Consider the following 11,529-nt stretch of genomic DNA (forward strand, 5'->3'; position numbering starts at 1 on the left):
TGGATCTGCTCGGCCGTGCCCCAGCCCTGCGACGGGCGCTGCTGGAAGAGGCCGAGCGAATCCCTGTCCCCGTATGACAAGTTGCGCAGGTTCGACTCCTGCAGCGCGGTCGCCAGGGCGATGACCTGCCCGCGGGCGGACACGTTCATCGAGATGCCCGTCGCCGTGATCGTCTTCGCGAAGGGGATCTGCACGGCCGGGTTGTCCAGCCCGGCGACCGGGCCGACCTGCCCGGTCGCGCCGTCCAGGATCTTCTTGACCTGGGCGGCGACCGCCGCGCTGTCCACAGGCTGTGGACCGGGGCTGGGTGTGCAGGTGTCGGACTTGGTGGAGTCGTTGGCGCTGACCGCCAGGGCGGGGAAGGCGATGGCGAACGGCGCCAGGAGGAGGCTGGCGAGACCGCCGCCGACCCACTTCTGCCAGCTCATCGCGCCCCCCGATCGTCACCTCCGGCCGGGACGGAGTGAGGGTCCGGCGGGCGGGGATTGGGCATCCGCATCCGTGCGGTGAGGGCGAGCAAGGCGGGGGCTCCTGTCGGATCGTGTGGCCGGGTGCGGGGTGGGGCCCGCTCCACCCGGGTGCGGGCGAGCGGGCCGGCGAGAGCGGCAGCAAGCCGCGCTCGTAATCTCGAAAAAGGCATGGGTGTCCCCTGGAATGGGTGGGGTGGAATTCGCTTGCGGTGGCCGAAGGTATCGAATCGAGGGCTCGCAACCTAAAACGGCGTGGGCCCTGCGGTCCGGGATAACCCGTCGGCAGGCCCGGAGGACGCTAATGCCTTCTCGACTCGCGACCAAAAACGGGCTGCTGGTCGTCGGTCAGGCATAAGCCGGTGTTCCTCCGGGGTGCCCCACCGTAGAACCAGACTGGCTCGGAACCTAAAACGGGATATCCGGGCCGGTCGCTCTCCGGGGGCGTGGCAGACGATAGGCGCAGTGCGACTCGCAACCTAAAACGATCTTCGCAGGGGTGGTCGGGGGTGCGTTTTAGGTTGCGAGCCCTCTCTGGGCTAGGTTCCTGACGCAGCCGCAGGCCGAGCGTTCCGGAGCCGCCTCGCTGGCCTCCGTTCACCAGCCGAAAGGCCAGGTCGCAACGCCGGTTGCCGCTGCTGCCCCCCATCCCCGACCAGGAGGTCAGTCCGCCCCTTGCCCTACGAAATCCACCAGGGCGACGCCCTCACCCGGCTCGCCGCGATCCCCTCGAACTCCATCGACGCCGTCATCACCGATCCGCCCTACAACTCGGGCGGACGCACCGCCCAGGAGCGGACCGGCCGAACGGCCCGGGCGAAGTACACCTCGAACGACGCCGCCCACTCCCTCGCCGATTTCCCCGGCGAGAACAAGGACCAGCGGAGTTACACGTATTGGTTGTCCCAGCTCCTGGCCGAGTCCTACCGTGCGACCAAGACCGGCGGCGTCGCCCTCGTTTTCACCGATTGGCGTCAGTTGGCTGCCACGAGCGACGCGCTGCAGGCCGGCGGCTGGATCTGGCGCGGCGCACTCGCCTGGTACAAGCCCGCCGCCAGGCCGCAAAAGGGCCGTTTCACTCAGCATTGTGAATTCGTGCTGTGGGGGAGCAAGGGCCCGATCGACGGCGACGCCCACCCGGTTTACCTGCCCGGCCTGTACACCGCATCCCAGCCGCGGGCGGGCCGCGTCCACATCACCCAAAAGCCCGTCTCGGTGATGCGGGAACTGGTCAAGATCTGCCGCCCGGGCGGCACGGTGCTCGACATCTGCGCGGGCAGCGGCAGCACCGGAGTCGCCGCCCTGCTGGAGGGCCGGAACTTCGTCGGCGTCGAGGTCACCCCGCACTACGCCGGCATCGCCGAGCAGCGTCTCGCGGAGACCGAGCGGCAGATCGCCGAGGGCACGACCGACCCCGAGGCCGCGGACGAGGAACAGGCCGAAGCCTGATCACCGACAGCCGGGCCGCCCCCACCGGGGCGGCCCGGCCCCGCCCGAGCCCGAAGGAGACTCCCTGAGCACCCCCGCCCCCGACCTCGAAGTGGTGGTCGCACCAGGCCACTTGGCCGGACCAGGCGACGCCGAGGCAGCCCTTGCCCACTTCCTCGAAACATCCCCCACCTGGGGCCGCTACAGCCCGGGGCAGGACACCACCGTCGCCCTGCACGAGTCCCTCCTCGCCGCGATCGAACTCGACCACGACACCACCACCGGGCCCCGCTGGAACATCGCCGCGTACGCCTCGCCCGTCGGCGAGCGGACCTGGAACGCCACCTTCTGCACCCGCACACCGGTCGAGGTCGTGACCGCGGTGGCCGAGCGACTCTCCCACGCCCTGACCGCGACCTCCGAAGCGGTGCGCGACGAACTGCTGTGGGGGCGCCGGTCGCTGGACAACACCATCGCGGCTGACCTGGAAGCCGCCGCCGACCCGTGGCAGCGGGAGACCGCCCCCGTCCCCGGCGTCTACAGCTACACCCGCCCCGACGACACCGCCGGCATCGCCGTCAACCACAACATCGGCGACATCCGCGGGATCGGGCCGACCGTCACCGTCTGGGGCGGCCCCCGCGGATACCCCAGCGATCGCTGGCACGCCGCCTTCACCGGCCACACCCCCAACGCCCTCATCAGCGCCGCGCTCGACGAGGTCGTCAACCCCCTGCCGGCGCTCCGCCAGCGCCTCCAAATCCCCGCCGCCAACCGCACCCAGGTCCACCTCGAACCGTGCCCCCGCCGCCACCTCCCACCCGGGACGGGGCAGCAGTCCGCCCGCGAAGGCTTGCCAGCCGAGCCCGGACCCGCCGGCCCCGGCCGGCCCGACCCGAACGCGGTCACCATCCGACGCACCGACGAGGGCGCGATCGTGGCGAGCGGCGGGGACGAGCACACCGCCTTCCTCGTCGGCACGACCGGCTTCGCACCCACCCCCGGCAGCCCGAACCACTACACCCTGCCCACCGGCCACCAGCACTACGAGGAGAAACGAGATCGCCACCGACGCGGCCCTCCTCCTCGCCACCGCCGGGTACGACGTCACCCTCGACCCCACCCCTCGGCAGCCGCCCAGCAGCACCACCCTTCATCGCCGTCACCGGAGACCGCCTACCGAGCAACGCCGCGGAACAGCTGGCCGAGCGCATCGACGAGGTCACCACCCACCTGCTGCACACCACCGACCCGGCCGAGGCACGCAGGGTGGCCGGCGTCATCACCGGCGAGGGCGGCGTGCTGGAACGCAGCGCCCGGGCCCTGCGCGCGGCCGGCGGCTGGGCCATCCACCACCGCGTCGGCGGAGACGCCGGTGAAGCGCTCCGGCTGACGGCCGAGATCGTCGCCTCCGGCCGGGAGGCCGCCGACCACGCCGTCGGCCGCCTCGACACCGACCGCTCGCCGCGATCCGCAGCAGCCCGCACCCGCACCACACCGGTCACCCCGACCGCCGAGATGGCCAGCGTCTACCGCTGCACCGCCCCCGCCGGGCAGATGTTCGTCGGGGAGAGCCGCGCCTGGCAGATCAGCGGCGGCAAGCTCGGTCCGGGCGAAGTCGAGGGCTGGACCATCGAGATGTCGGAGAACATCCCGGCCCCGCTCCTGGAAGCCGTCACGGCCGCGATGGCCGACCCGGCGCCGGTGGCCCGCCTCGGCCGTGACCTCACCTCCGAGCACCTGCTGTACCTCGACGTCCGCCCCCTCGCCCCCAAGGCAGCATCCGGCCCGTCCGCGCGGGCCCTGGCCGCCCGCACCCGCGTCGTCCTCTCGCCGCCAGCCCCGGCCGCCGGCCACTCGGCCATCGCCACCACCCCACCGGACCAGTTCCGGCAGCCGACCCGCTGAGCACCTCCAACGGCACGCGTTCCTGAGCACTAGATCGACGACCACGAGGAGCACCGGCCCCTTCGACAGCGACGCCGACCGCGCCCGCCCCCACCAGCGGCCGGGCCATTCCTCCAGCCGCCCACAGCGGCGCACCCCAGTTCCTGCGCCCCCTGCGAGAAATCCTGAAACCCACCCACGCCACCGTACTCACCGCCCTCGCACCGCTGGCCGACGGCACCGCGACCGGCCGGCAGATGATCGCACGCCGAGGCGGAGTGCTCGTCACCGCCGAGCTCGCTCACGCAGGCATCCGCGACGACACCTTCAACGGAATCCGAATCCGAGCCGTCGTGCGGGAGACCGGCGCCGAACTGGGCTCGAACCGCTTCGACTTCGACACCCACGCCACCGTCCCCAACCCCGGCTTCGTTCACCGCATCGATGACCTCGATCGGATGCACCGCTTCGGAGAACTCACCCCCGAACTCCTGCAAGACGCCATCGACCGGTACCTGGACCTCTACACCGACGCGCCGCCCGGTGTGCCGGGTCGGCACCGCGTCGCACCGGCCCTCCCCCGCGCTGACACCGCGGGACCGACCCGCAAGTCCGTCCAGGACCCATCCCCGGTGCTGGTCAGCCCGCTCTACCTCGCCGGTCCCGCCGGCCCCCGGGAACTGGCGACCGCACCCCTGCTGGAGCACGGCTGGAGCGTGCGCACCGACCGGTCGACGACGACCTACACCAGCCCGTCCGCTCTCCATCACGTCGTCGCCACCCCGGAATCCGCCATCTGGGCCTGGACCGTCACCGGGCTGCACCACGCCGGCGGCCCCCCGGCGTGGCGTGCAGCGGCCGACGCGAAGACGCCGCCCGAGATCATCGCGGCGCTGACCACCGCCGTCACCCAACTCCCCGGCCCACGTGATCCGCGCCGCGCGCTCCCACCGCCCACTGCCGCCCTGGACCAGCTGGCAGCCGCCGGATGGCGACGGCTGCCCCACCTCCCCGACGACATCATCTACGTCGAGCCCATCCACGGGCTCGCCCGCGTGTCACGCTCTCTTCCCGCCGCCCACCACGCCTTCCGCCGGGACGACTGGCACATCAACGGAGGCAGGCTCAACCTCGGGCCCCGGGCAGGCTGGTACATCGAGATGGACTCCAGCATCCCGTCCCCGCTGCTCGCCGCCGTCACCGGCGCACTGCTGGACCCCACCCCAGTGGAGCGCCCCCGGCACAGCCTCGCCGACGAACACCTTCCCCACCTCGACATCACCACCGTGCAACCCGACCGGACCCTGGCGGCGGGTCGCGCCAGCGCAGCCCGCCGCACCTCCTCGGACTCCACGAACACCACGGTGTTCGCGACTCCTACGCCCGCCCCGCCCCAGCCAGCTGGCACCCGCCGAGTCCGCTGAACCGACCACCACCGCCACGGCGCAGATTCATCAGGGAGCACGGCCTGACCACCACCGCCCTCAACACCATCGAACGGATCGCCCGCGCCACCGCCTACCCCACCACGCAGAAGATCATGATCCGCGGACTGCTCGACACCCCCGGCTCGTACGCCGCCCTTGCCGCAGCCGTCCACCGCGACGACCTCCGCCCGACCGCACTCGCCGCCGTCCGCGCCCTCGTCGAACAGGACATCGACGCGGGCCGACCCTGGCCCTCCGAAGCCGCTCGCTGGCTCAGCCGCGCCAACGCGGACTGGCAGACCAGCGCCGCCCTGGCCAACCACCTCGCCTGGTACGCCCGCAGCCGGCGCAACAGCGCCCTCGCCTACCTCACCGGCAACGACCACCTCACCCAGCCCGGCACCGACCGCACCCATGCCCAAGCGCTCCGGCACATCCACCTCGCCGCTCTCCGCTTCGACTTCCGGTGCCGCAGCATCCAGCAGCTGCTCGACCAGGCCCCGGTGAGCGAGCGCACCCGCTGGGATCCGTACACCCGCGCCCTCGCCGCCTTCGCCCTCCTCGGAAGCTCCGCCCCCGGCGCCCTCGAAGCCCTGGACCGCAGCCTCGCCGAGTCCGGCGACAACCCCCAGGTCTGCCACGCCTTGCTCCACGGCCTCTGGCTCGGAGATGGACTACCCGACCAGGCCGAGCGGATCCTCGAGCTGGCAGCCTGGCCCACCTTCGACGACGCCGACCCGATCATGATCTTCCGCACCGCCACCGCCTGGCGGAACCTCGGGCGCCGAGCCGAAGCCCTCGCGGCGATCGACAGCGCCCTCGAAGCCCTCGGCCCGAACCAGCCCGAAGTGCACGCCGACCTTGTCCGCGAACGCGCGCTGATCACCTCGCTGTCCCGAGAACCGCAGCACGACCGCGAACACTGACCCCACGCGAACACTGACCCCACTTGAATCCGGCCTGCGCCCGGAGTTGCCACCCCTTGACACGGAGGACCACCATCGAACAGCCGAACCCCCAGGATCGTCAGCCCGCCGCCCCTCACCCAAGCCTTGCCGGAGGCGAGGAAGGCCGGACGTACCAGCGAGACCTGAGCCGCTGGGCCGCCCGCCGGGCCCACATCAAGCAGGCCCTCAACTCGCCCCCCGCCGGGCAGGCGAGCGAACCGCCTGCCACCGCACCACCATCCCGTCACCGCCGCCGCTGACCGCCGCCCGCCCCTGCCCGGCTGAGCACTGAACACCAGAGTCAGCACCCAGACCCAGCCCTCCGTTGAGCGGGCCGAACAATGGCGATGGGCCGTACCCCGGAAAGGGGGTACGGCCCATCGCCATTGCCGGACTACGCTGCAGCGGCGTAGCTCGTCCGCAGCAGCGCCATCGACCGGTCGAGATCCTCCACCGAGCCGATCCGGACCTCCAGCTCGCCCGTCCCGAGGTGCCCGATTCTCCGGACGTCCCGGGTCCAACCCGGGACCAACTGGACCGTCGTCGGGTCGACGCGCAGGAAGACGACCAGAGCCTGCGCCAGCACCCGGACGCAGGCGAAGTTCCGCCGCCGGCGGTAGGCAACGTAGTGTTGCAGCGACACCGCGTGGCCCTCGCCCAGGTCGAGCAGGCGCGAGTCGAGCTCCTCGTACAGCCCTTGGATCTCGCCGCTGGCCTGCGCGAGCACGTCGGTGACCGTCCGACGGTTGGCCGAGACCGGCCGCGCAAGCTCCGAACGCCGTCCCGACAGGGTGCCGCACCCGCCGGCGACCGACGCCGCCAACTCCAGCGTCACCAGGTCGTCCCCGTAACGCCGGTAGACCACCATGTCGATCCGGTGGTGGGACATCCCGGCCGCCACGAGGTCGTACCGGCTGAAGTCCGCCGCGATGCACACCACCCGCGGGTTGCTCCAGTCCACCTGCTCAGCGGCCTCGGCACCGAGCCGCTGCTCGACGAGCGCCTCGAACTCGGCGCGGTTCTCCACCAGCCACGAGAGGTAGAACAGCCCCTGCGCGAGGACCGACTCGCTGCGCTGGCGCTTGTACTCGATCAGCACTGGGCTGCCGTCCTCGTCGAGACCGAGGCTGTCGATCCGACCCCGGTGCACCGGGCCGGTGGAGTACTCGCTCGCCAGGAAGCGGACGCCGCCCAGCATCTCCTCCATGTTCGCCTCGACGAGAGCTTGGAGGTGACGCTCCAGCTCCACGGTGTCACCCTCGACACGACGAACATCCCCATCAGAAACGCGGAACACCTGCAGACCCGCCACGTACCCCCCAGCACACCATCCGCCGGACCGCCCGGGGATGAGCCGGACAAGCTACATGCCGGAAGCAGGACAATCTAGTGCTTGTCGCGTTTATCGCACTTTGCGCAGGCGGGAATAGGGCGGTCAGAGGCGGGGGTAGTGGGCAGTCTCGCGTTACTCCGAGTGACGGACGCTCGTAGGGCTTGAGGCTGAGGGGGCGAGGAGCCTTGCCAGGGGAGAATGCCCTCGAGTAGGCGATTGCGGCGTGTAACGATGGCCGTGGGACCACTTTGGGACCACGCCTCCTGTGCGCCGATGGACGGCGATGGGCGGATATGGACATTTCTGCACATAGTAACCATTGAGCCACTGTCAGCTGACCCTTGCGGAGTGAAGGTGCGATGCGGTTCAACTCGGCGAGTGGTAGGCTAGTTTGAGAGCTTGAGGTTGACGTGTTGGCTTCGCTCGAAGAGGGCGGAAATGGGGCCTACTTGACTGGGGGTCAAGGGGTCGCAGGTTCAAATCCTGTCGTCCCGACAGTGGTCAGAGGGCCGGAGACGTGAGTCTCCGGCCCTTTTGACAACCACGGTTGACCACAACGCGCTTGTTCAGCGCTTCACGGGCACCCCCGCGGCGGCTGGACCGCCCTCCTCATCGCCCTTCGGATCGTCGTCGGTGGCCATGCCGAGCGCATCGTCCATCCGGTCCGCCGCCTCCCGCAGCGTCGTCTGCATGACGTGCGCGTAGGTGTCCAGGGTCATGCTGATCGTGCTGTGGCCGAGCGTCTCCATGATGGTGCGGACCGCCACCCCCTCGGCCAGCATCAGCGAGGCGCAGGTGTGCCGCAGGTCGTGCACCCGGATCGGCCGCAGGCCGGCCTTCGTGCAGAGCGCGGCGAGACTGCGGTTCAGGTTCCGCGGGTCGAGCGCCGTGCCGGTCAGCGTGGTGAACACCAACCCGGCCGGCTGGATGTCCAGCGGCTGCCAGTCGATCCCGGCTTCCGCACGTTCCTGGGTCTGCTGTTCGCGGCGTTCGCGGAGGCGCGCGACGCAGGACGTCGGCAGGGCGATCGTCCGTAGGGAGCGGGCGGTTTTCGGGGTGCTGAAGATGAGGTGTCCCGTGACCCGCTGGAGGTTCCGGCGCACCCGGAGCTGACGGGTGGTGAGGTCGATGTCGTTCCAGGTGAGGCCGAGCACCTCGCCGCGGCGCAGGCCGGTGGACACGAGCAGCAGCCACAGCGGGTAGAGCCGGTGCCCGCGGGCGGCGCGGAGCAGAAGCCGGACTTCGTCGGCGGTCATGGGCTGGACCTCCTTGTGGGGCACGGTGGGCCGTTCGACCAGCCGGGCCACGTTGCGGGCCAACAGCTCCTCGCGGACTGCGTTCTGGAGCGACGAGCGGAGCACGGCGTGCGCGTACTGGACCGTGCGGGCGCCCGGGCGGCGCTCGCAGCACTTGGCGACCGCGCAGCATTGCCGCTTCTCCGGCGCGCGGCGGTGGTCGACGCGGCGAAGGCAGCACAGGCACCCGGCGCGGAAGTCCGCCAGGAACCGGCGGACGTCCGCCGGCGTGAGGCGGTTGAGGGGCTTCCGGCCGAGCGCGGGAACGATGTACACGCGGGTGATCGGCTCGTAGCTGGTGAGGGTCGAGGGCTTGTAGCGCTCGGGCGCCACCGTGTTGAGCCAGTAGTCCAGGTACTTCCCGAGCGGCATGTTGGACGTCACGGCGGGGATGCCCTGGCGGGTCTTTTCCTGCATCTCCGTCAGTTTGTCGGCGACCTCCGCGCGGGTCTTGCCGTAGACCCACTTGCGGGTGCGGGTGCCGTCAGGCTTGTAGACGTACGCGGCGGCGACGTACCGACCGTCCTTGCGGCGGGCGATGGTGCCTTCGCCGTTGGCGCGCTTGGCCACTACTGGTTCTCCTCGATCTGGGTGCGGATGTAGGCGGCCACATCGGCGGAGTCGAATCGCCGGCAGCGGCCGATGGTGAAGCTCGGCAGAGCCCTGGAACGGATGAGGTCGTAGACCTTGCTGCGGCTGAGCCGGAGTGCAGTCATGACCTCGGGAACGGTCAGGGCGGTAGGAGGTGCGATGGACAAGGGGGTTCCTCCACGCGGTCTATGGGGCAGGGGCACAGGGGTGTCACTCTCGGTGTCACTGGCATCTGCGCTGGTCAGTGGTCTGCGGTGACAGCTGTGACAGGTGTGACAGAACGGGTGTGGCCCGGGCTGTCACACCGGCTCGGGGACGACGTAGGCGCCGCTGGCGTCGGTGTGCAGTTGGCCGTCCTTGGCCATGCGAGTGCAGGTCTGGCGGGTGTTGGCGTAGTCGAGTCCGGTGGCGGTGGCGATGTCCTTGGGTTTGCTGCCGGGGTGGGTGCGGACGTGGGTGAGGATGGTGGCGCGGGTGTCGCCGATGGTGTGGTCGCTGGCGGGTCCGTCGAGGAGGTGCCAGCTGCCGGTGTCGGGTTGGAATTCGAGGGCGTGTTCGTTCTCGTCGACGTCGCGGCCGGTGATGTGCAGGACGCCGTCGGCTTTGCCGCGGGAGCGTTTGAGGACGAGGGTGGCGTCGGCGGCGCCGGCGAGTCCGTTGGTGCCGGAGACTTCGGCGAGGAAGTCGTCGGAGGCCATCTTGCGGACGTGGTGGACGAGGACCGTGGCGACAGCGTGCCGGTCGGCGACCTGCTTGATGTGGCCGATGGCGGCGTAGTCGGCGTCGTAGGCGGCGACGCCGGGGGCGGAGTGGCCGCGGACCTTGGCGAAGACGTCGATGACGATGAGGCGGGCGCCGGGGTTCTGGGTGAGCCAGCGGTCGAGGGCGTCGGCGCCGCCCTGCGGAAGCGGGGGGAACTCGGTGACGAGGGTCAGCGCCTTGGGGGCGTCGCGCCCGGCGAGGAGCTTGGCCATGCGGGTCTTGAGGCGGCGCGGGGTGTCCTCCAGGGCGAGGTAGAGGACGGGGCCGGGCTCGACGTCGATGGAGCCGAAGGCGGGTCGGCCGGCGGCGACGTCGAGCCCGAGGCCGAGGGACAGCCAGGACTTGCCGACCTTCGGGGGCCCGGCGAGGAGGCTGACGCCCTCGGCGAAGAACCCGGGGACGGCCCAGCGGGGTTCGGGGAAGTCGGTGGCCATGAGGTCGGCGGCGTTCCACACGGTGCGGGGCCGTGGCGGCCCCTGTGGGGCCGTGGGGGCGGTCTGCGGTGGCTCGCGGGCGGGGTCGGCCCGGGAGTCCGGGTAGGGGTCGGCTTCGTCGGGCCAGGGAGCATCTGGCGGGTCGTCGTGGACGACGCGCAGGCGCGGGGCAGGGCGCGGTTCCTCCGGTCCTGCGGGGCGGGTCATGCCGCGGCCCGGCCGGGTCGGCGGCCGGCGGGGGCGGCGCTGCTGTCGGGGGTGGAGGTGGTCATAGGGTGCCTTCCGGTCGCGGGGTGGGTGTGTGGTGGGCCGGTGATCGGCGGCCGGGGTGGAGCGGGGGCGGATAAGCGCTTTTCCGCCCCCGCACGGCGCGGGCCGGTGGTCAGGCTGCGTGGGAGGTGTGTCCGGTGCCTCGGTCGAAACCGCGCCGGATGGTCCGCTCGCACACGGCCTCGGCCAGTCCGCAAGCCAGGCCGGCCGTCAGGAGCTTGTCGTGGGCGAGGTGTTCGGGGACGGTTCCGGCGGCGATGAGCTGACCGAGCCTGGCGGCGGACGCGAACAGCCTGTTCTTGCGGCCGGGTTGGCGTTGGGCGCGGACCTTGTCGCTCTCGCCGGTGAGGACGGCTTGCACGTAGGCGCTCTGGACGCGGATGCCGGCGCGGAGCGCTTCGGGGTCCGGCGTGCGTGCGGGCGGGGCCTGGGGCTGGGTGAGCAGGGCGAGCAGGTTTTCGGGTGCGGGGGCGAGGGTGTGGGGGTCGGTGCCGGGGGCGAAGGTGTAGATGCCGTGTTGGGTGCGGGAGCCGGGGCCGACGAGGTAGCCGGCGGTGCCGCGGATGTCGATCCCGGGGCCGACGGTGCCGGCCGAGTTGGTGACCTGGATGTCGGGTGGGGCGGTGAGCCACAGGTGCAGGCCGCCGCTGGGGGTGGCGACGGTGGCGGTGGCGGGGATGTGGAACTG

10 protein-coding genes and 1 pseudogene are annotated in these 11,529 nt (G+C 71.3%); 6 read left to right on the forward strand and 5 right to left on the reverse strand.

Translation table 11 applies throughout. From position 1 onward, the window contains the following. The first annotated feature begins 11 nt into the window (after window positions 1–11). The 6 genes and pseudogenes from AA75_RS47540 to AA75_RS16935 all read left to right on the forward strand — a co-directional run bounded on the left by AA75_RS47540 (window position 12) and on the right by AA75_RS16935 (window position 6,135). Window positions 12–115 (forward strand): annotated as a pseudogene (locus AA75_RS47540). Between the two features lie 1,027 nt (window positions 116–1,142). Continuing rightward, the gene (locus tag AA75_RS16920) at window positions 1,143–1,916 is read left to right on the forward strand and encodes a DNA methyltransferase (protein ID WP_051740825.1); all 774 of its coding nucleotides are present in this window, start codon (window positions 1,143–1,145) and stop codon (window positions 1,914–1,916) included. A 112-nt stretch (window positions 1,917–2,028) separates the two neighbouring features. After that, entirely contained in the window at window positions 2,029–3,288 is a 1,260-nt protein-coding gene (locus tag AA75_RS53710) for a DUF317 domain-containing protein (protein WP_149030353.1), read from the forward strand. Further along, on the forward strand, window positions 3,195–3,803 hold the full coding sequence (locus AA75_RS45675) for a DUF317 domain-containing protein (RefSeq protein ID WP_149030354.1): 609 nt from the start codon (window positions 3,195–3,197) through the stop codon (window positions 3,801–3,803). Before AA75_RS53710 ends, AA75_RS45675 begins: the two co-directional genes overlap by 94 nt. A 236-nt stretch (window positions 3,804–4,039) precedes the next feature. Continuing rightward, window positions 4,040–5,206, forward strand: coding sequence for a DUF317 domain-containing protein (locus AA75_RS16930; protein ID WP_082526588.1), 1,167 nt, complete (start codon window positions 4,040–4,042; stop codon window positions 5,204–5,206). 116 nt (window positions 5,207–5,322) lie between these two features. Continuing rightward, the gene (locus AA75_RS16935) at window positions 5,323–6,135 is read left to right on the forward strand and encodes a hypothetical protein (protein ID WP_051740826.1); all 813 of its coding nucleotides are present in this window, start codon (window positions 5,323–5,325) and stop codon (window positions 6,133–6,135) included. Between the two features lie 415 nt (window positions 6,136–6,550). Here AA75_RS16935 and AA75_RS16940 read toward each other — a convergent pair whose 3' ends face one another. From AA75_RS16940 to AA75_RS51990, 5 genes are all read right to left on the reverse strand, one after another. Beyond that, window positions 6,551–7,405, reverse strand: a complete 855-nt coding sequence (locus AA75_RS16940; RefSeq protein WP_368666575.1) for a DUF5655 domain-containing protein — start codon at window positions 7,403–7,405, stop codon at window positions 6,551–6,553. Between the two features lie 650 nt (window positions 7,406–8,055). Continuing rightward, on the reverse strand, window positions 8,056–9,354 hold the full coding sequence (locus tag AA75_RS16945) for a tyrosine-type recombinase/integrase (protein ID WP_033820889.1): 1,299 nt from the start codon (window positions 9,352–9,354) through the stop codon (window positions 8,056–8,058). Continuing rightward, complete coding sequence (locus tag AA75_RS16950) at window positions 9,354–9,542, reverse strand: helix-turn-helix domain-containing protein (protein ID WP_033820890.1); 189 nt, start codon at window positions 9,540–9,542, stop codon at window positions 9,354–9,356. Before AA75_RS16950 ends, AA75_RS16945 begins: the two co-directional genes overlap by 1 nt. A gap of 132 nt (window positions 9,543–9,674) precedes the next feature. After that, entirely contained in the window at window positions 9,675–10,592 is a 918-nt protein-coding gene (locus AA75_RS16955; protein ID WP_233289050.1) for an AAA family ATPase, read from the reverse strand. 361 nt (window positions 10,593–10,953) lie between these two features. Then, on the reverse strand, window positions 10,954–11,529 hold a 576-nt coding region (locus AA75_RS51990), incomplete at its 5' end, for a bifunctional DNA primase/polymerase (protein ID WP_233289051.1).

This window comes from Kitasatospora sp. MBT63 (assembly GCF_000710465.2).
Taxonomy (GTDB): domain Bacteria; phylum Actinomycetota; class Actinomycetes; order Streptomycetales; family Streptomycetaceae; genus Kitasatospora.

Excerpts from the sequence above, each read along its gene's own strand:
- AA75_RS16935 (WP_051740826.1), top strand. The coding sequence starts at position 5,323 with ATGATCCGCGGACTGCTCGACACCCCCGGCTCGTACGCCGCCCTTGCC.
- AA75_RS16930 (WP_082526588.1), top strand. The coding sequence starts at position 4,040 with ATGATCGCACGCCGAGGCGGAGTGCTCGTCACCGCCGAGCTCGCTCAC.